Origin of the sequence: Pseudomonas sp. F01002 (assembly GCF_004402115.1) — a bacterium.
Taxonomy (GTDB): domain Bacteria; phylum Pseudomonadota; class Gammaproteobacteria; order Pseudomonadales; family Pseudomonadaceae; genus Aquipseudomonas; species Aquipseudomonas frigoris.
On record NZ_SOPU01000014.1, the window covers coordinates 187,575 to 206,460 of the forward strand.

16 protein-coding genes and 2 pseudogenes are annotated in these 18,886 nt (G+C 54.7%); 8 read left to right on the forward strand and 10 right to left on the reverse strand.

Going from position 1 to position 18,886, the window contains the following annotated elements; all coding sequences use genetic code 11:
• Window positions 1–11: 11 nt before the first annotated feature.
• The 4 genes from E3W21_RS09130 (at window position 12) to E3W21_RS09145 (ending at window position 6,650) form a co-directional block, all read left to right on the forward strand.
• Window positions 12–2,174 carry a type I secretion system permease/ATPase gene (locus tag E3W21_RS09130; RefSeq protein WP_134419144.1) on the forward strand — a complete coding sequence of 721 codons (2,163 nt, stop codon included), beginning with the start codon at window positions 12–14 and terminating at the stop codon, window positions 2,172–2,174.
• Window positions 2,167–3,588, forward strand: a complete 1,422-nt coding sequence (locus tag E3W21_RS09135) for an HlyD family type I secretion periplasmic adaptor subunit (RefSeq protein ID WP_134419145.1) — start codon at window positions 2,167–2,169, stop codon at window positions 3,586–3,588. Before E3W21_RS09130 ends, E3W21_RS09135 begins: the two co-directional genes overlap by 8 nt.
• Before the next feature lie 480 nt (window positions 3,589–4,068).
• Window positions 4,069–4,845 carry a hypothetical protein gene (locus E3W21_RS09140; RefSeq protein WP_134419146.1) on the forward strand — a complete coding sequence of 259 codons (777 nt, stop codon included), beginning with the start codon at window positions 4,069–4,071 and terminating at the stop codon, window positions 4,843–4,845.
• A complete protein-coding gene (locus E3W21_RS09145; RefSeq protein ID WP_134419147.1) occupies window positions 4,803–6,650 on the forward strand; it encodes a calcium-binding protein in 1,848 nt (615 codons plus the stop codon). The genes E3W21_RS09140 and E3W21_RS09145 overlap by 43 nt, the downstream gene beginning before the upstream one ends.
• A gap of 347 nt (window positions 6,651–6,997) precedes the next feature.
• On the opposite strand, the gene E3W21_RS09150 is transcribed toward E3W21_RS09145, so the two are convergent.
• From E3W21_RS09150 to E3W21_RS09190, 9 genes and pseudogenes are all read right to left on the reverse strand, one after another.
• Window positions 6,998–7,669, reverse strand: a complete 672-nt coding sequence (locus E3W21_RS09150) for a hypothetical protein (RefSeq protein ID WP_134419148.1) — start codon at window positions 7,667–7,669, stop codon at window positions 6,998–7,000.
• Between the two features lie 457 nt (window positions 7,670–8,126).
• A pseudogene (locus E3W21_RS09155) lies at window positions 8,127–8,335 on the reverse strand (hypothetical protein).
• Window positions 8,336–8,814: 479 nt separating this feature from the next.
• Window positions 8,815–9,129 (reverse strand): annotated as a pseudogene (locus E3W21_RS09160) (response regulator transcription factor); the annotation flags it as partial.
• Window positions 9,130–9,382: 253 nt separating this feature from the next.
• Window positions 9,383–9,775 (reverse strand): response regulator, encoded by a 393-nt coding sequence (locus E3W21_RS09165; protein WP_129437324.1) that lies wholly within the window; start codon window positions 9,773–9,775, stop codon window positions 9,383–9,385.
• A gap of 186 nt (window positions 9,776–9,961) precedes the next feature.
• A complete protein-coding gene (locus tag E3W21_RS09170; RefSeq protein ID WP_134419150.1) occupies window positions 9,962–11,290 on the reverse strand; it encodes a deoxyguanosinetriphosphate triphosphohydrolase in 1,329 nt (442 codons plus the stop codon).
• A gap of 69 nt (window positions 11,291–11,359) precedes the next feature.
• A complete protein-coding gene (locus E3W21_RS09175) occupies window positions 11,360–12,523 on the reverse strand; it encodes an EAL domain-containing protein (RefSeq protein ID WP_134419151.1) in 1,164 nt (387 codons plus the stop codon).
• A gap of 123 nt (window positions 12,524–12,646) precedes the next feature.
• The gene (locus E3W21_RS09180; protein ID WP_134419152.1) at window positions 12,647–12,988 is read right to left on the reverse strand and encodes a hypothetical protein; all 342 of its coding nucleotides are present in this window, start codon (window positions 12,986–12,988) and stop codon (window positions 12,647–12,649) included.
• Window positions 12,985–13,374, reverse strand: a complete 390-nt coding sequence (locus tag E3W21_RS09185; RefSeq protein ID WP_134419153.1) for a phage holin family protein — start codon at window positions 13,372–13,374, stop codon at window positions 12,985–12,987. Before E3W21_RS09185 ends, E3W21_RS09180 begins: the two co-directional genes overlap by 4 nt.
• Before the next feature lies 1 nt (window position 13,375).
• Window positions 13,376–13,690: a YqjD family protein gene (locus E3W21_RS09190; RefSeq protein WP_046049174.1), complete on the reverse strand. Its 315-nt coding sequence runs from the start codon at window positions 13,688–13,690 to the stop codon at window positions 13,376–13,378.
• A gap of 306 nt (window positions 13,691–13,996) precedes the next feature.
• On the opposite strand from E3W21_RS09190, the gene E3W21_RS09195 reads away from it, so the two are divergent.
• Entirely contained in the window at window positions 13,997–15,205 is a 1,209-nt protein-coding gene (locus E3W21_RS09195) for an ammonium transporter (RefSeq protein ID WP_134419154.1), read from the forward strand.
• Here the strand turns inward: E3W21_RS09195 and E3W21_RS09200 are convergent.
• Entirely contained in the window at window positions 15,202–16,914 is a 1,713-nt protein-coding gene (locus E3W21_RS09200; protein WP_134419155.1) for a monovalent cation:proton antiporter-2 (CPA2) family protein, read from the reverse strand. The two genes, E3W21_RS09195 and E3W21_RS09200, sit on opposite strands and share 4 nt — an antisense overlap.
• A gap of 208 nt (window positions 16,915–17,122) precedes the next feature.
• On the opposite strand from E3W21_RS09200, the gene E3W21_RS09205 reads away from it, so the two are divergent.
• The 3 genes from E3W21_RS09205 (at window position 17,123) to E3W21_RS09215 (ending at window position 18,808) form a co-directional block, all read left to right on the forward strand.
• Window positions 17,123–17,359 (forward strand): glutaredoxin family protein, encoded by a 237-nt coding sequence (locus E3W21_RS09205; RefSeq protein WP_111452360.1) that lies wholly within the window; start codon window positions 17,123–17,125, stop codon window positions 17,357–17,359.
• A 169-nt stretch (window positions 17,360–17,528) separates the two neighbouring features.
• A complete protein-coding gene (locus tag E3W21_RS09210) occupies window positions 17,529–17,846 on the forward strand; it encodes a hypothetical protein (protein WP_046049178.1) in 318 nt (105 codons plus the stop codon).
• 71 nt (window positions 17,847–17,917) lie between these two features.
• Window positions 17,918–18,808: a pseudouridine synthase gene (locus E3W21_RS09215; protein WP_134419156.1), complete on the forward strand. Its 891-nt coding sequence runs from the start codon at window positions 17,918–17,920 to the stop codon at window positions 18,806–18,808.
• Window positions 18,809–18,886 lie beyond the last annotated feature (78 nt).

Here is an 18,886-nt window from a genome sequence, read left to right on the forward strand (position 1 = left end):
AAGGATGTGCAATGGACGAAGAAAAACCGGCTGCTGCTCAGCCTGAAGGAGCGCAGCAATTCAACTCAGGCATAGCTGCGTTGGTCATGCTAGCTCGGTTTCATAGCGTTGCCGTTTCGGCTGACCAACTGGCCCATGAGTTCTGTACTCCCGGACGTCCGATGGGTGAAGCGGAAATCTTGTTGGCTGCGAGAAAGCTCGGCCTGCAAGCCAAAGTTGCCAGAACCAGTAGTGATCGCCTTGATCGCACACCATTGCCGGCGATCGCGGCTGATATTAATGACGGCTATTTCATTATCGCGCGTGTGGAGCATGGCAAGGTTCTGATCCACGACCCACACTCACAGCGTCCTGAAGTCTTGACCATCGAAGAGTTGGAAAAGCGGTGGTCTGGCACGTTGGTCTTACTGCGCTCTCAAGCAGGTAACGCTGGAGCGTCCTCGCGTTTCGACTTCACCTGGTTTATCCCTGCCATCGTCAAGTACCGCAAGCTGCTCGGTGAAGTACTGTTGGTGTCCTTCGTGTTACAGATGTTCTCGCTGGTTACGCCGTTGTTTTTCCAGGTGGTAATGGACAAAGTGTTGGTTCACCACGGCCTAACAACTTTGGATGTCATCGCCATAGGACTGGTTGTAGTGATGCTGTTCGAGTCAGCTTTGTCAGGCTTGCGAAGCTACGTGTTCGCGCATACCGCCAGCCGTATTGACGTCGAGCTGGGCTCCAAACTCTTCCGTCATCTGATTACTCTTCCCTTGGCGTATTTCCAGGCACGACGGGTGGGCGACTCGGTGGCTCGGGTGCGCGAATTAGAAAATATCCGCAGCTTCCTAACGGGCAACGCGATCACGCTGCTGCCGGACGTTCTGTTCTCTGTAGTGTTCCTGGCGGTGATGTTTTACTACAGCGGCTGGTTGACGCTGATTGTGGTGCTTTCACTGCCGCTTTATATCTTAGTCTCGGTGCTGGTCACGCCAATGCTGCGAGCTCGCCTGAACGACAGCTTCTCCCGCAGTGCGGAGAACCAAGCATTTTTGGTCGAGACGGTGAATGGCATTGATACCCTGAAGTCGATGGCTGTGGAACCCCAGGCAATTCGCAACTGGGATAACCAACTCGCCGGCTACGTGGCCGCAGGCTTCAAGACCCAAACCCTCTCGAACATCGCCAATGAAAGTGTGTCCTTGATCGGCAAACTGGTAACCGTGGCCACACTCTGGTTCGGTGCTCGGATGGTGATCGACGGGCAACTTACGGTGGGTCAACTGGTGGCCTTCAACATGCTTGCTGGTCGCGTGGCGCAACCTATTATGCGACTGGCGCAGCTGTGGACCAACTTTCAACAGACCGGTGTTTCCGTGCAACGCCTGGGCGATATCCTAAACACCCGTACCGAAATTTCCCAAACCGCCCGCAGCCCGTTACCGCCGATACGAGGTCGTATTGAGTTTGATCTAGTGCATTTCCGTTACCGCCCCGACGGTTCGGAGATTTTGCGGGGCATTAACCTCGACATTGGTGCGGGTGAGGTGATAGGTGTTGTCGGGCGCTCGGGTTCGGGTAAGAGCACCTTAACCCGTTTGCTACAACGACTCTATGTACCGGAGCGCGGCCGTGTGCTCGTGGACGGCATGGACCTAGCACTGGCAGATGTTTCCTCACTGCGCCGGCAAATTGGTGTGGTATTGCAGGACAACATGCTTTTCAACCGCAGCATCCGCGACAACATCGCCCTGACCGATCCTGGCGCGCCACTTGAGTCGGTTATACGGGTGGCGAAGCTGGCTGGTGCCCACGAGTTCATCCTCGAACTCGCTGAGGGCTACGACACTATGGTAGGCGAGCACGGCGCCCTGCTCTCCGGTGGCCAGCGCCAACGGATAGCTATCGCCCGCGCGTTGATGGGCAATCCAAGGATCCTGATCTTTGACGAGGCAACCAGTGCACTGGACTACGAGTCCGAGCGCGTGGTGCAGCAGAACATGAAAGACATCTGCCAGGGCCGCACCGTGATCATCATTGCCCACCGGCTTTCGGCAGTGCGTGACGCCAACCGCATTGTGGTGATGGACCGTGGACAGATTGTCGAACAGGGCTCACATGCCGAATTACTGGCGCATCAGGCTGGGCACTACTCTCGCTTGCATCGTTTGCAGCAGGGAGCCAGTCATGTCTGATGCAAAAACAACCGGTTTGCTGCAGCGCTACCGCTACGCTTGGCGCCAGTCCTGGAAATCCCGGCGGGACATGGTCGCGCCGCGGCGCCTAGCGCATGAACTGCAGTTCCTACCCGCGGCTCTGGAGTTGCAGGAGCAGCCTACTCACCCGGCCCCCCGCGTGTTCATGTGGGCCATTATGGCTTTTGCAGCTTTAGCTCTATCGTGGGCGTGCATCGGGAAGATCGATGTCGTGGCCACTGCCACCGGCAAGATCATCCCTACAGGTAAGAGCAAGGTTATTCAGTCCAGTGAAACAGCGGTGGTCAAAGCCATCCATGTCCATGACGGCCAAGAGGTCAAGGCCGGTGAATTGCTTGTGGAACTAGACTCCACTACCGCCGAAGCCGACGTGGGACGGGTGGAAAGTGATCTGTTGGCCGCCCGTATCGACAGCGCCCGAGCAAACGCCATGCTCGATGCCATCGACCAGCAGCGCGCCCCCAAGCTGCTGACCGGCGCGATTCAGGGAGGCGATCCTGAGCACGTCATAGCAGCCGAGCGCTGGTTGCAAGGACAGTACCAAGAATACCGTAGCAGTCTTGATACCGCTGACGTCGAAATCACTCAGCGTCAGGCCGATATGCAGTCGGCGCGGGGCCAGGTCGCCAGTCTTCAGAAAACTTTACCCATAGTCACCAAGCTGGCGGACGACTACCAGCATTTACTGGAAAAACAATTCATAGCGCGACATGCCTATCTGGAGAAGGAGCAGGCCAGACTGGACATCGAGCGACAGTTGAGCGTGCAGCAAGCTAGCTTGCTGCAGTCTTCGGCGGCGCGCCAGGAAGCGGAGCGCCGCCGGGCGGGTGTCGTTGCTCAATCGCGGCGGGCGATGCTCGACCTGTTGCAACAGGCGGATCAGAAAGTGACGTCACTGAGTCAGGATTTTACTAAGGCAGCCTATCGGAATGACCTGACGACATTGGAGGCGCCCATTGACGGCACAGTGCAGCAGTTGAATTTGCACACTGTGGGTGGAGTGGTGACGTCTGCACAGCCGCTGTTGACCCTAGTACCGTCTGGGCAGCAGATGGAGGTGGAAGCCATATTGGAAAATAAAGATATTGGCTTTGTTCACAAGGGGCAAACGGTCGCAGTGAAAGTAGAAACTTTTACGTTCACCAAGTATGGGGTGATCGACGGTAAGGTGGAGAGTGTATCGTCGGATGCTATTGAAGACGAGAAGCGCGGGCTAATTTATAACGCGAAGATTCGCCTCGCGCAGGACTATTTGTTGGTTGAAGGGGAGCGACTTGCTCTCGAGCCAGGGATGGGAGTTACGGTGGAAGTGAAGACTGATAAACGGCGAATAATTGAGTATTTCTTGAGTCCATTGCAGGCTCATTTTGATGAGAGTATTAGAGAGCGATAAAGTTTTTAATGTTGTATATCTCCGAGTTAATGCTCTCGCTTGTATAGATCTAAGTCTCAAAATATGGATAAATTTGAGGTGGGAAATGAACTGGCGATTGAATAGGTACTTGCTACTTTTTTTATCTTTATTTTGCGCCATGTGTGAAATTGCTTGCGCGGAAAAACGCTCGTCAGAATCAAGGCCAGAGTTGTCGGCTGCATTGTTGAGTCGATACATAGATAGTGGGGTTTGTAGTAGCTTTGAAAATTGTCTCGACTCAGAGGTGATGCTGGATCGCGGAGGGAGTGATGGCTATAACATAAATTTCTACCGAGTTTCAAATCTAGAGTTCGCGCAGCTATTAATTGCGGATATCTTGAGTTATTGCTCATCACACCCTGGAGCTACAGCGAACGTTGCGTTTTATTTTGATAAAAAAAGAATTGACTCTGGATTTTTCAGCTCTGCAAAACCTAATTTGACATTGGAGGTTATTAAATGAATCCTACAGTGCAGGTACGAATCGACATCGGCGGAATTGATTATATACCTCATACATTTCTGTACATTACTGATAGCAATGGGCGGTCTTATGAGTATGGTTTTGTTCCAGCTGATGGAGGAATTTATGGGAAAGGAAAAGTTGATCAAACGGGTACGGTAGAAAACCCCACTCATGAATATAGCGTGGCCGGAGATACGCTCCAATTAACAGGTGATCAGTATACCTCGCTGATGAATATAATAGGTGCAGATACTGTTAATCCCCCAGATTATCTGTTGGGCCCTGTTTTACCTAATACTTCGAATTGTACAACATGGGCGCTAGGTGTGCTGGATAAGCTTGGTGTAGGAGATGGTCCCGTTACCGGGGGGGCCGGGGGCGGAATTTATAATCCTTATCAGCAATTTACTAACGTGGTCATGCGTGATTTTTTTAGGGGACTTGGCTGGACTACGGATAACCTTCAGCAGGAATATCATCAAGCTGAAGATGCTCGAAGTCCCCTCGTTCTTGATCTAGATGGCGACGGCGTTGAGACTGTCGGGATGGATGTAGGGATTCATTTTGATCACGATGGTAATGGGTTTTCTGAGTTGTCGGGTTGGGCGGCGCCAGATGATGGGATATTAGTTTGGGATAAAAATAATGATGGTGCAATTGATACTGGAAACGAATTATTTGGCAATAGCTCGGTATTGTTGGATGAACAGCTTGCGGCGAATGGGTTTTGGCATTGTCGGAATTTGACAGTGACGGCAGCGGAGCGGTAAACGAGTCTGATCAGAATTTTGACTTGTTGAGGGTCTGGAAAGATCTGAATAGTGATGGTGTTGTACAAACTGGAGAATTGTATGCGCTGAAGGATGCCGGAGTTTTATCCGTAAATCTAAATTATGTTGATAGTTCTTTTGTTGATGCTGTTGGAAATGAGCATCGGCAAATTGGGAGCTACACTAGCACTTCTGGAGAGGTGCATGCAGTCGAGGATGTATGGTTTGCGGTTAACAAGGCTAAAACGATTGATGTTTCAGCCATCGCAATTTCTTCGCACGTTTCAAGTCTTCCCGAGATTAATGGGATTGGAAATGTGCATAGCTTGCAGCAAACGATTATGCGTGACGAGTCGGGAGAGCTTGAAGGGTTGATTGTAAGCTTCTTAGAGGAAAGCGATCCTGCGGAACGAGAAAAGCTCCTCCTAAACATTATTTACAAATGGGCTGGAGTTGAAGATGTTGATCCGCTAAGCAGGGCTGCCACCAAAATTTACGGAAATGTGATCGGTGATGCTAGAAAACTGGCAGCACTCGAAACGTTTTTGGGGGAGGATTATTTAGGTACTTGGTGCTGGGGGGAAAAAGATCCGAATCCTCATGGACCTGCCGCAGCAATACTACTTCAGCTCTTTGATAACTTTAGTCAAGTGATATATGACAAATTAATGTTTCAGACGCACCTGTTGCCGTACGTTAGTTTGATTCAATATGGGGTCGGTGCGGATGGTGGTCGGTGGGATGTGTCAGCACTTGTAGCGCGGTTGGAAGGTGAGTTTTTATTTGATCCTGATAGTACAAGGTCACTGATTGTTGAGTTGGGGCGGTCATTCAAAAGCAATGAATTGATAGGTAATGACATAATCTCTGCGTTTCATGCGTCTGCCCCTACAGTCGTAGAAGGGATGCAATCAGCAGTTTTAGGTTTTGGTGTTTCGACTATTAGTCCGACATTCGGAAATGACTTATTGAATGGTACGGCCGAAGGAGACTATCTTTTCGGGTTAGGAGGGCAGGACCGGATCTATGGGGGGGGCGGTGATGATCTGCTTAACGGAGGCACGGGTAATGATTATCTTGCGGGCGGTGATGGGGCGGATACCTATGAGTTCGATAGGGGCGATGGCCGCGACACTATCTTCAACGCGGACCAGAATGGCAGCGACACCAAATTAGATAAACTGTTTTTTGGCGCCGGTATAACCGAAGCCGATATTGTCGCACGCCGTAATTACTATGATCTGATTCTGGAAATTAAAGGCACATCAGATTCGGTTACCATCCAAAGCTATTTTGACGAAGACACTGTTGCTAATCATGGTTACGCAGTCGATCAGATTGTATTCACTGATGGTAGCTTCTGGAGTATCGACAAGGTAAAAGAGATAGTTCAGCGAACTACCGATGGTGATGATGCCATCTGGGGGGATGCAGGAGTAAACACGCTGAACGGCGGAGCCGGTAATGATTCGTTACATGGCATGGCTGGTGATGACATTCTCGCCGGTGGTGAGGGGGACGACGCCCTCTACGGCGAAACGGGAGACGATCTGCTCGAAGGCGGCGCAGGAACGGACTATCTGAGCGGAGGTAGCGGCTCCGATACTTATCTTTTTAAACTAGGCGATGGCCAAGACGTTATTGATGACGTAGGACTTTCTTCAGATATCAATGTTCTGCGCTTTGGCGTCGGAATCCTGGCGTCGGACATTAAGGTTGGAATGTATCAATTTGACCTAGTCATTAGCCACAATAACCTGGGAGACCCTTTCACGCCTTCAGAATTCAGGATCCTTTTGGCCTGAGGAACGCCATCGTACCCGTGTTTCGTCAAGACACTGCGGGACGCATCTATGGGTTCGGTACGGCGTTCAACATTGATGAATTCGGCTCATTCCTGACGGCCCATCATGTTGTCGACTTTTCGGAGTATAGCGGGCCAAGCCGACCGGTTCTTTTCCTTAGCGTGCATGCCCTAGGGTATGGCTCCGTCCCAGTTCCTCCTGACTGTCCTGCGGAGCTTTCCGTTCGACGCATATCACTTCCGGACGCTGACGGTTGAGCACAACAACTCAGCAGCGCGCGAGGAGATCCACGCGTTCCTAGCGTCCAAAGGCTATGTCCGGGTGAGAACCCTGGGCATTGACGATGCTTACATTTGGATGGGCGAAGGGCTCAGTGATGCCTGGCAAAGCCAAGTTTGGCGAACGCCGAGGCTGTCCGGACGATAGGGAGGTAGCAATGATGATCCGCGACCTAGTCGAGCACCATCACTCAGGTGCTCGACGTTGCGAAGAGAGTCTCTTACTAGTTCGGCATGCTGCTGAAAGTCTGGGATCATCTCCGTACTGCTAGAGCGATTCACAGTGTCACCCGACGACATTTCGACGCTGAAGCCCGTCGTTCCCGCACCCATCGCGCCGGTGATCCATCGCAGTAAATCCAACCGAGCCATAAACTCGCCTTCCTTGTCGCTCGCGCTGCGGATTAGCGCCAGAGTTACCAGATAGTCGCCTGACGCGGCGGCGGCTTTCGCGAACTCCACAGCGAACGAATGCCGACTCAACTGTGCGTGGTCTTCCCTGCGCCCGACTGCATCCATCCAACGGCGCAATGGCGAGCATGACAAAACCGCGAAGATTAGTTGGTTTGTTGTATCGGTGGAGGCCTGGGTTGGGTACGCTCCCTGGACATAGTTGATTAATACTTGCGCAGGGTCGGTGGCGAATTGCTCGCGCAGCAGATAGTCGGTCGACATCGCCTTAAATAGGGCATTAGTACGTGAGGCTGATTTCGCTTCCGCAACAAATCTTGACCTGTCCATGACTTCCCCAGTATGTGAGTTAGCGCATGGAAAGGTATAGGAGGCCACTGCCCCTTACGCAAGTATTTTAGACCTCATTTTCCTACATGTAATTGGCATGAGAAGACCTCCGTATGATTACTTTGTAGGTCCGTTCATGGAATAAAGGAAATGGCCGTATCGTTGCCCTATAGCTCAAAATTCCGAGCCACCTACGATGTTGCTTTACGCAGCAACAGGTGGAACGTCTGTAATTTCTTGGGCGAAGTCGATAGGCAGCTAATGGCCGATTCTGTTGAAAAAGTCGGTCTGCCCAAACGGCCTGATCATTGACTGGTGAAAACGCCTTTTTTGCACGCGGCTACGTGAAATCCGAGTCCGGAAGCCTCTGCCAAAAGTAAAGATTTCAATCTCGGACACGTACTTTTCTGATGCGTAAACCATTGCGGACTTTTTCAACCGAATCGGCCGATTTCAGTCACTCCGGAGTCATCATCACTGCGAGCGTCATCTTGATGAACTCTTCATTTTTGTCGATGGCTTCTAGGGCGCCGCGCACGTTGTCGGCAACCTCAGCCGAGCCGCGCTGTTCGACCCAGTTCGAAATCTCCATGATGGCGGCTTCGAGGGCAAGTTGATTTTCATTGAGTTTGAACAGCAGGGGGGGAGCAAATCTGAATTTGGCATGGTGTTTCCTCCATGAAGAGGAAAGGGTAGCAGGATGTTGACTGGTTGAGAGTGGCCAACTGAGCGAAGTTTTATTGGTTATCGGTAGACTTGCTTAGGTCTAGTTTGGTTTCACTCAGCTGCACGACCTCTTGCGACCAAGGCTGTATAAAAACGGTTTAGAGCAGGTTTGACAGTCAGAACCAGAACGAAAATCGCGTTTCTACGCAAATTTCAGGTCCGCTGATACACCAACCATTGGCAGATTTTACGTAGCGACGCAGACTTCAAAACAGTGTCTGCGTTTTTACACAGCCTGGGCCGAAAGCAGTCCGTCGTAGTGGTCAGCTTTCGACCTGCTATGCAGCGATAGCCAACGAGCCATCCAACGCGCAAACCGGTAAACGGAGTTCCGCCAAAAGGACTGTGGGTAGGCTCGATGCTGGGTGTTTACGATTCAATATTCCTGAAAAAAATTAATTTTTCTTGAAAATGACCGCTTCCTGTTTACACACATATCCTGATGCGCCGGATTGCATGCAACGAATACCGAAAAGTGTCGGGCACTGTGCTGTTAATACCAATGTTTTCAGGCGGGTACTCATTGCGTTGAAACGGGCGAGAACTTCCAGCCCATCCAGCTTGGGAATGCTGATGTCGAGAATGACGAGGTCAGGCATGCATTCGCGAACCATCTGCATGGCGTCGACCCCATTATCAGTTTCGCCGACGACTTTGTAACCTTCATGTTCAAGCAACATTCTGACGGCAAGGCGGATGACCGGGTGATCGTCGACAATAAAAACGGAGTTCATAATCAAATCCCATACGAGCTCTAATAAAGCGCGCACCTTAGCTCAGATAGTTGAGGCGACGCATGAGCTGACGGACCTGCAGCGGCAATATAGGAATAATCCTACAGCTGAAGAAGAATGGGACTACGTATCAACTAGGTTTTTTATGAGGAAGGGTGAAGAGTGTTGATGGTTAGTCGAGAGTTTTGAAGTATTTAATTGTAAGTTGTGAGTTGTATTCAGGCTGATTTTTTAGTGCGTTTGGTATGGGTTTTTACAATGAGGTTAAGGTCAATAGGTTTCTAAATTCGGATTGTTTCAGCGGTTTGATCAAGTACCCTAATAATGGCAGTCCGTGTTCGTTGGCCTTTTTTTCAAGTTTATCCAGTTCGGCGGATGTCAGACTACTTAACAGTATTGCCTGTCTAATCATCCCCCGGTGGCTGGCGAATTCGACCAGATCAAGCCCGCAGAGGTCGGGCAGACATTGATCGCACAAAAGAATATCAAACGGTTGCACAGCCTTGAGCATTTGTTGCAAGGCGCCATCGGCGCTGTCGGTGGTGGTCAGTTGGGTGAAACCGTAACTCTCAAGCAGGTATTGAGTCGCCCGGAGTTGGAAGGGATGATCTTCCACCAGCAAGATGCGCAGATCGTCTTTGAACATAGGATTATTCACGCTTCTTCTGTCGAACTGAAGGAAGCGAGATTATTTCGCGACGTTACCGAATAATCGATCAGTTAGCTCAGCACATGTTGTAGGGGGATTCGGCGAACGTTGAGTGCACTTGGTGGGGTTTGAGAGGCAAATCAACCATTGCAGGCGGTGTAATGGCTGATCACCCGGGTCTCATCAGCGGCTCGAACGACCGGTCATCTCCAGCGCCATTTCGCTTGCATAGCTGTCGGTCATGCCGGCGATGAAGTCAATCATCCGTAGAAACGAGGCGTGCAATGAGCCGTGAGGATCGGGCGCATTGTTACCCAACAGGTCGAGGACTCGGCGACTCTTGAAAGACGGCGTTCGACCGTTATGCTGTTCCAGTGCCGCACCGCAGAAGGCGTTGAGCAGGATTTCCAGGGTGGTGTAGGCGCCGATTTCATGCAGGGTCTTGCGCTTGTCCTGGAAGATTTTTTTCCGCGCCATGTCCTTGGCATTCAAGACGCAACGCTTGGCAGGGCCGTGCATGTGCTCCACCAGATCGCCGGGCAGCGTGCCTGCCAGCAACGCGTCCTGTTGCTCGACAAAGGCCCGTGCTGCGGCGTTGGTCAGGTGTTCAATGGCTTTGCCTCGCAGGATCGCCAGTTTGCGCCGGCGCGAATCCAGTGGACCAAGCTGGCGATAGGTTTCCGGCAGATCGTCACCCACAAGGTCCAGCAACAGGGACTCGACTTCGGCGTACTCCAGCAACTCCATTTCCAGACCGTCTTCCAGATCGATCAGCGCGTAGCAGATGTCATCGGCAGCCTCCATCAGATACACCAGCGGATGGCGCGCCCAACGCTGTTCCTCGAGTTGCGGCAGGCCGAGTTTATGGGCGATTTGTTCCAGAAGCGGCAATTCGCTCTGATAGCAGCCGAACTTGTGTTTCTTGTAGCCCAGTGAATCCGCGTGTTTTGCCGTCCATGGATACTTCAGATAAGTACCCAGCGTGGCGTAGGTCAGCCGGGTGCCGCCGTCGAACTGGTGATATTCCAGCTGGGTGAGTACCCGAAAGCCTTGGGCATTGCCTTCGAAATTGAGGAAGTCATTGCGTTCGACTTCGCTCATTGCATCCAGCCAGCCACGGCCGGCGGCTTGCTGGAACCAGTGGCGAATCGCGTCTTCGCCGGAATGGCCGAAGGGCGGATTGCCGATGTCATGGGCCAGGCAAGCCGATTGCACCACCATGCCCAGGTCGCTGGGCTCGCACCAGTCAGGCAGGGCGCTGCGGATGGTTTCGCCGACGCGCATGCCCAGCGAACGCCCGACGCAGCTGACTTCCAGCGAGTGGGTCAGGCGCGTGTGGATATGATCGTTGCTGGTGACCGGATGGACCTGGGTCTTACGCCCGAGGCGGCGAAACGCGCCCGAGAAAATGATCCGGTCGTGGTCTTTATGGAAAGGGCTGCGACCGAGTTCTTCCGGGCTGTGCAGAGGCTTTCCGAGGCGTTCGCGGGTAAGCAGTGTTTGCCAATCCAAGGCTGGTTCTCTCCGTCAGGTGACTGATTGCTTAAGCTTCCGGGTTCGCGTCCGGACCTGCAAGCGGAACTACAGCCCGACGGCGTCGATATCGATGAGCAGCAGTCGCTTGCCGTTGTCGAAAAATTGCCCGGCGGTGAGGCAGTACTGGTTACTGGTGGCATCGCGGTAAGTGTTGGAAAGCGTCAGCCTGCGCTCATCCCAACCCTCTGCCAGCAGGTGATAGAAGTAGGGACGCCATGACCAATTGTGGCCCAGGTAGCGATTGTCGGCCTCCCAGCCGTTGTTGCGCCATTCAAGGTTGGGCGTCAGTTGCGTGCCGTGGCGGTCGCATTGGTAGAAGCGCAGCAGCCAGGGAAATGCATCCAGTTGTGGCAAGGCACTGAGCGGCGCGCGGGCCTGAGCCCATGCTTGCAGGATGGTCATCAGCTCGCTGAGTTGCTGGCGCATGATCATCAGGCGACCGCGCTCATCCAGCTTCTGCTGAACATAGCGCTGACGCAGTTGCGCGAAGCGCTCGACAAAGGCGTCCGAGGCAAAGAAACCGGCTTGCGCCCGGGCGAACAGAAAACCCTGAACGTAGCGCGAACCGCACTCCAGGGCAAAACTCAGTTGAGCTTCGGTTTCCACCCCTTCGGCGATGATCCAGCAACCGGTTTTCTCCGCCATTTGCGCCAGAGCCTTGACCACGTCGCTGCTCGGTCCACCTAACGCAGCGGCCTGGAACAAGCGCATGTCGAGTTTGAGAATGTCCGGTTGCAGCGCGAGTACGCGATCAAGCTGAGAGTATCCGGCACCGAAATCATCGATGGCGATCCTCGCGCCGGCCTGTCGGTAGTGTGCCACGACTTCGGTCAGGCGCTGAATATCGCCTCCCAGTTCGGTGATCTCGAAGACAATGCGTTGTGGATCGACGTTGTGCCTGCTCAATTGCTCGAGGCTCGGTAGAGCCTGGTCCTGCCGCAAGCGGTTGATCCAGCGTGGCGATATGTTCAGGCTCAGAAACCAGTCCGAGGGCGCTTCATGCAGGCGGCTTAGCGCGTTATCGCGGATCTGGCGATCCAGACGACGCAGCGCGATGGCGGGCGTTCGCGGGTCGGCGAACAGCGGCCCCACCGAGGTCAGTTGACCGTCGGCCTGCAGCAATCTTCCCAGTGCCTCGACACCAGCGATACGGCCGGTGGCGGTATCGATGAATGGCTGAAAACAGGCGAGCGGTTGCCCGTCGATCACGAGGCCTCCTTGGTCTGGTCTTGTTATTGGATAAAACCTGTTCACCGGTCAGGCACGCAGGATTGAACCCCTCGATAAAGAGGTTCAATCCCGATGTTGCAAGAATGCAGCCAGATAACGGCCTTAGTGGTTACGCGAAGAGCCTTGCATGACCAGCTTGATCAATGGCCCCAGCGTGGCGCCCAGACGTACCAGTCGAGTGAGGCTGCTGACGCCACCGCTCTTGGCGCCCTTACCCGTCAGAAAGCCCAGCAAAGTGACGGCTGCCACGCCCCAGAGTGGAGCGTGCTTGATGTCGAAGCCATCTTGCAGGTTTTGCGTCATCCCGCGCACACGCTGCAAGGGTTGCAGCAGTTGCGCGGATTCGTGGCGGATTTCCTGGCGATGCATTTCCATGCGCAGGCGGATCAGCGCCTTGCGCATTTCGGTGCGCGAGCTGTTGTGAGGCAGTTCTGGCAGGCTCATGGCAGCAGACGCTCCCGATCGTTGGCCAACTCTTCCAGGGTGCCGTGGAAGGGCGACGATTCATCGAAAATCGCCGCTCTCAAGCGCATCGCACAGAAAGTGGCCGCAAGTGTGTAGAAAACACAGAGCCCGATGATTGCCGCCAGACGGTAGGTGTCCCAAAACAGGATCAACACCAGCGTCGACAACCCCACCAGCAACAGCAAGGCAAAAACCAGCGCCAGGCCTGCGAATAGCAACAGGCTTACCGTGCGGGCTTTTTGTTCCTGCAATTCGATGCCGAACAGTTCGACATGGCTGTGCAGCAGTCCAAGAAACGCGGCACCCAGGCGCCGCGGTGAGGAGCTTGGGCCCGTCGCGGACGAGCCGGATTCGCCGATCGCCATATCAGCGCCGAGTGGCCAGCAAGCCAAGCAGGAAACCCACGCCGGCCGCGATCCCGACCGATTGCCATGGGTTGGCCTGGACATAATCTTCGGTGGCGGTAACGGCGGCTTTGCTGCGTTCGCGCAGGGAGTCTTCGGTCAATTTCAAGGTTTCGCGCGCACGCAGCAGACTGTCGTGGATTTGCTCGCGCAACTCATCAGCCTGATCGCCGGCCAACGTTGCGGTGTGTTCCAGCAAGCGTTCGGTGTCGCTGACCAGCGTCTGAAAATCGTTCATCAGGATTTCTTGAGCAGTCTTTGCCTTGATACTGGCCATGGGTGGATCTCCGTAAGTGGCTTCTGAAGCGTTCGAGTATGAGCCTTGCGCGAAGGTTCAGTACAAATGACTGGTACAACTTTTGCTACGTCGTGGTGCGTCTGCCTGCGCCGTTGCGCTGTTGCTGGGCAGGATTCGAGCAAAACCTTATCTCAAATAATGAAAACTCGCGCAAAGGTTCCAACCTTGTGCGCCAAAGTGGCTCATCGGGATCAATCTGCCGATCCCGGCAAGGTGCAACTTGGTGCATGAATTGTCTGCGCGAACTGCTTTGGTGCTTTTTTAGCCTTCAGGTCTGCCAACCCCATGGAAAATCTGCAAAGCGCTGTGGACAGTCTGGTCCATAGCTCAAATACATTGTTCATTCTGATCGGCGCGGTCATGGTGCTGGCGATGCACGCCGGTTTCGCCTTTCTTGAAGTCGGCACGGTTCGACAAAAGAACCAGGTCAATGCCTTGTCGAAGATCCTCAGCGACTTCGCCATTTCGACCTTGGCCTACTTCTTTATAGGCTATTGGATTTCCTATGGGGTGACCTTCATGCAACCGGCGGCGGTGATCAATGCTGATCATGGCTATGGGCTGGTGAAGTTTTTCTTCCTGCTGACGTTTGCTGCTGCGATACCCGCAATCATTTCCGGCGGCATCGCCGAGCGTGCCCGGTTTGTCCCGCAGTTGTGCGCGACGGCACTGATCGTGGCGTTCATCTATCCGTTCTTCGAGGGCATGATCTGGAACGGCAACTTTGGCCTGCAAGCCTGGTTGCTGGAGCACTTTGGCGCCAGCTTCCATGATTTCGCCGGCTCGGTGGTGGTCCACGCCATGGGTGGTTGGCTGGCTCTGGCGGCGGTGTTGTTGCTCGGGCCGCGCAATGGTCGTTATCGCGAAGGGCGACTGGTGGCGTTCGCGCCCTCGAGCATTCCCTTTTTGGCGCTGGGGTCGTGGATCCTGATCGTTGGCTGGTTCGGTTTCAACGTGATGAGCGCGCAAACCCTGCAAGGTGTCAGCGGACTGGTGGCGGTGAACTCGCTGATGGCCATGGTCGGCGGTACCGTGGCGGCGCTGATCGTCGGGCGAAATGACCCGGGCTTTCTGCATAACGGCCCGCTGGCCGGGCTGGTGGCGATCTGCGCCGGTTCCGATCTGATGCACCCGGTGGGTGCGCTGATCACTGGCGTCATCGCCGGCGCATTGTTTGTCTGGTGCTTCACTGCGGCTCAAGTCAAATGGCGCATCGACGATGTGCTGGGGGTTTGGCCGTTGCATGGTTTGTGTGGCGTCTGGGGCGGAATCGCCTGCGGCATTTTCGGCCAAAGCGCGTTGGGTGGGCTGGGCGGCGTAAGTCTGATCAGCCAGTTGATCGGCACTGCGTTGGGGGTGGTTGTGGCGCTGGCTGGTGGCTTTGCCGTGTATGGCGCGATCAAGGCGTTCCATGGCTTGCGCCTGAGTCAGGAAGAAGAGTATTACGGCGCTGACTTGTCGGTGCACAAGATTGGCGCTGTGAGCCAGGACTAGTTCTCTTCGTCGTCAGCGCCAGGATAGAAACCGTGCAGCAGACGATAGCGGTCGTGCCGAATCTGGTCGGCCCGCTCCTGTACCTGATGCGCGGGTAATCCCAGCATGATCAGCGCGTGGGAGGCGAGCATCAGGCTCGACTCCAGCAGTTCGGGCACGACTTCGCTGGCGCCGGCTGCCTTCAACTCGGCCAGCTGGCTGTCGTCGCGTGTGCGCACCAGAATAGGCACTGTCGCGTTGAGTCGCCGCGCTTCCTTGAGGATCAGCAAAGCGATGTCGGTCTGATCCACGGCGATCACCAGCAGCCTGGCGCGCTCCAGCCCTATCGCGACCAGCAGTTCACCGCGGCGTGAGTCGCCATAATGCACACAGGTTTCACCAACGGCGGCTTCGTGGACACGCACCGGATCAGTATCCAGTGCGATATAGGGTTGCTGCGCATTGCGTAGTGCGCGTCCGATTGACTGACCTACACGACCATAGCCACAGATCACTACATGGTTATGCAAGTCGGCGTTGAGTGCGCTGATTTCCTCGAGTTTCGCTTCTTCATTGGGCTTGCGGTGCAGGCGCGTGGCGACGTGGGGCGCGGCGCGCAGCAACAACGGCGTGACGAGCATCGAACAAAAGGTCGCCGCCAGCAGCAGGCCGCCAAAATCCGCGGGCATCAGTTTGTTCTGCTGCATCTGTGCCATCAGCGCAAAGCAGAACTCGCCGCCCTGAGCCAATGCCAGGCCGCTGCGCCAGGCGGTTTCGCCATCGCTGCCGCGCCATTTGACCAGCAGCGAAACGACGCTGCCCTTGAGCACCAACAACCCCAGGGTCAGGCCGAGAATCAGCAGGCCGTGGTTGGCGAACAACTGCAAGTCGATCAGCATGCCGATACTGACGAAGAACAACCCGAGCAGGATGTCGCGAAACGGGCGGATGTCGGCCTCGATCTGATGCCGGTAGTGGCTTTCCCCCAGCAGCATGCCAGCGAGAAACGCACCCAGGGCAGGCGAGAGACCGAGCAGGTGAGTCAGCCACGCCGTCAGCAGAACAATCACCAGCGCCAGTAGCACGAACAGTTCCGGGGAACGGGCAGCCGCCACTTCATGGAACAGCCGCGGCAGCAACCAGCGACTGGCCAGCAGCAGACCGACGAACAACACGACGGTTTTACCCAGCGTCAGTGGCAGCGCCCAATACCAGGCCTGGTCGCTGCTGCCAGCGAACACCGGCACCAGGGTCAGCAGCAATACCGCCACGACATCCTGGAACAGCAACACGGCAATGACATTCTGACCGTGGCTGCTGAAAATCTCGCCGAGACTGCTCAGCTCTTTACTGACAATGGCCGTGGAAGACAGTGACAGGCCGGCGCCGAGTAACAGCGCAAGCGTGATCGGCATGCCGAGCAGCATCAGCAAACCACCTAGCAGCATCCCGGAGCACAGCACTTGCAGACTGCCAAGGCCAAACACCACTCGGCGCAACACGAGCATTTTCGACAGGGAAAACTCCAGCCCGAGGGAGAACAGCAGAAACACCACGCCCAACTCGGCGAGGTCCGGCAACTCTTCGCTTTCATTCACCCAGTTGAATGCAGTTGGCCCGACGATCAGCCCCACGCACAAGTAGCCCAGCACCGGTGGCAATCGCAGGCGCTGGAACAGTGCAATCACCACCAGGGAGGAGGCGAGGATGATCAACAGGTTAGCGAACACAAAAAACTCCGGTGATGGACGCTGGCAATTCAAGCGTAGAGGCAAATAATCCGTGAGCATCGCGCAAAGGATATGGAAGGCGACTGATGTGCGTCAGCGTATTGCCGCGACCCGTTGCCGTTATGGCTCAAGGGTAGAGCATTCAATGGCTCGACGGCTTTTCGGGGCGGGCCTAGAATGATGACTTAATTTTTTCGGTAGAGCGCTCATGCTTCCTGAATGTCAGCTGTTCGGCACCCTTGGGTGTCATCTCTGTGAAGTGGCAGAAGCCATGCTGATGGAATTTGTCGAGCGCGGTCTGCTGGTGGAACTGGTGGATATCGCGGACGATGAAACATGGTTCGAAGCTTACAGTCTGCGTATTCCGGTATTACGGCGGGTCGATACTGGCGCGGAGCTGGGCTGGCCGTTCAGTGCCGATCAGGTAGTGGCGTTCCTGCGTTAAGCCGTTGTCGCGGATGGCGATGTTCCGCCTGTCGAACTTTGCGATGGACCCCCTTGGCTTTACCGGCACTGATCGGATACTGTATGCGTATACAGTTATTCGTGATGCCTGCCTTGCACCCCTGGTTTTCGGGTTTGGGCAGGCGGTCCGGGCGTGAGAGGGATGAATTGTGGTCAATGTCGAACAATTGAAGAACAGCGTGAACCGGATGTCAGCGGACGTGGTGCGCGAGGCTGTCCTCGAATTGCGTCTGGATGGCCTGGTGACAGAAGGAAAAACCCCCTTCAATAAACTGCATTTCAATACCTGTTTCGCCGAAATCGAAGCCTTGTTCCAGCGTGCGGGCTATCACCGGCAGCTGGATGTCGTGGGCTATCAGGGTTTGTTGTATGCGCTTTATGACCCTGGTCGCTGGGAGGCAGTCGATGTGCTGCGCTGGCTCAAGGAGTTCACCGAAGCGGCAGCGCGCGCGCAGATACCGGCTTGAGGATTCTCTTCTAGGTTCGTTCCGGCCGCTGTTGGATAATGCCGCCCTGTATTGAGGGTTAGAACTTTCGTATGTCCACTTCATCTTTTTCTGCTGCACACAACCAGGCCAGCACGCTCTACTTGCCGCCTGGTCCGTGGCAGACCGTGCTCGATTGTCTGTGCGAACACTTCAGCGCCATCGGTCGTGAACAATGGCTGGACAGAATCGCTCGCGGTCGTGTCCTCGACGGTCACGGCATGCCGATCGCCCTTGATCTGCCTTACAAGGAAGGCTTGCGGATTCATTATTTCCGTGAGGTGCCGGACGAAAAGCCGATCCCGGTGGTCGAGTCGATTCTGTACGCGGATGAGCATCTGGTCGTGGCGGACAAGCCACATTTTCTGCCAGTGACTCCCGCGGGTGAATACGTGGAGCAGACCCTGTTGCGACGGCTTATCCGTCGACTCGATAACCCGCATCTGGTGCCTTTGCATCGCATTGACCGGCACACAGCGGGGCTGGTGCTGTTTTCCGCCAACCCTCAGAGCCGTTCTGCCTATCAGTCGTTGTTTCCTACGCGGCAGATCGAAAAGCGCTACGAGGCAATTGCCCGAGCGTTGCCTGAACGCTCTTTTCCATTGGTCCATAAGAGTCGCCTCATCGATGGCGAGCCTTTCTTCCGCATGCAGGAAGGTCCGGGCGTCAGCAATACCGAAACGGCTGTCGAAGTCAGGGAGAAGAACGGTGATCTCTGGCGTTATGCGCTTTACCCGGTGACGGGCAAGAAGCATCAGTTACGGGTGCACATGACAGCCTTGGGCGCCAGCATCTGCAACGACCCGTTTTATCCGCACGTACTCAAGGATGTTGAGGATGACTATGCCAATCCTTTGAAACTGCTCGCTCAGGGATTACGGTTTTTGGACCCGGTCACCGGCCAGGAAAGAGCATTCGAAAGCACCATCACCCTGCAGTGGTGATCACGAAGTTCAGTGAGTCTGCTGATCTTCAGCCACGAAAAAGCCCGCATAAAGCGGGCTTTTCCATATCCGGTTATC

Coding starts and splice junctions, on each gene's coding strand:
- E3W21_RS09195 (WP_134419154.1), top strand. CDS start 13,997: ATGGAAAATCTGCAAAGCGCTGTGGACAGTCTGGTCCATAGCTCAAAT.
- E3W21_RS09135 (WP_134419145.1), top strand. CDS start 2,167: ATGTCTGATGCAAAAACAACCGGTTTGCTGCAGCGCTACCGCTACGCT.
- E3W21_RS09140 (WP_134419146.1), top strand. CDS start 4,069: ATGAATCCTACAGTGCAGGTACGAATCGACATCGGCGGAATTGATTAT.
- E3W21_RS09190 (WP_046049174.1), bottom strand. CDS start 13,690: ATGGCCAGTATCAAGGCAAAGACTGCTCAAGAAATCCTGATGAACGAT.
- E3W21_RS09180 (WP_134419152.1), bottom strand. CDS start 12,988: ATGAGCCTGCCAGAACTGCCTCACAACAGCTCGCGCACCGAAATGCGC.
- E3W21_RS09205 (WP_111452360.1), top strand. CDS start 17,123: ATGCTTCCTGAATGTCAGCTGTTCGGCACCCTTGGGTGTCATCTCTGT.
- E3W21_RS09150 (WP_134419148.1), bottom strand. CDS start 7,669: ATGGACAGGTCAAGATTTGTTGCGGAAGCGAAATCAGCCTCACGTACT.
- E3W21_RS09130 (WP_134419144.1), top strand. CDS start 12: ATGGACGAAGAAAAACCGGCTGCTGCTCAGCCTGAAGGAGCGCAGCAA.
- E3W21_RS09185 (WP_134419153.1), bottom strand. CDS start 13,374: ATGGCGATCGGCGAATCCGGCTCGTCCGCGACGGGCCCAAGCTCCTCA.
- E3W21_RS09215 (WP_134419156.1), top strand. CDS start 17,918: ATGTCCACTTCATCTTTTTCTGCTGCACACAACCAGGCCAGCACGCTC.
- E3W21_RS09165 (WP_129437324.1), bottom strand. CDS start 9,775: ATGTTCAAAGACGATCTGCGCATCTTGCTGGTGGAAGATCATCCCTTC.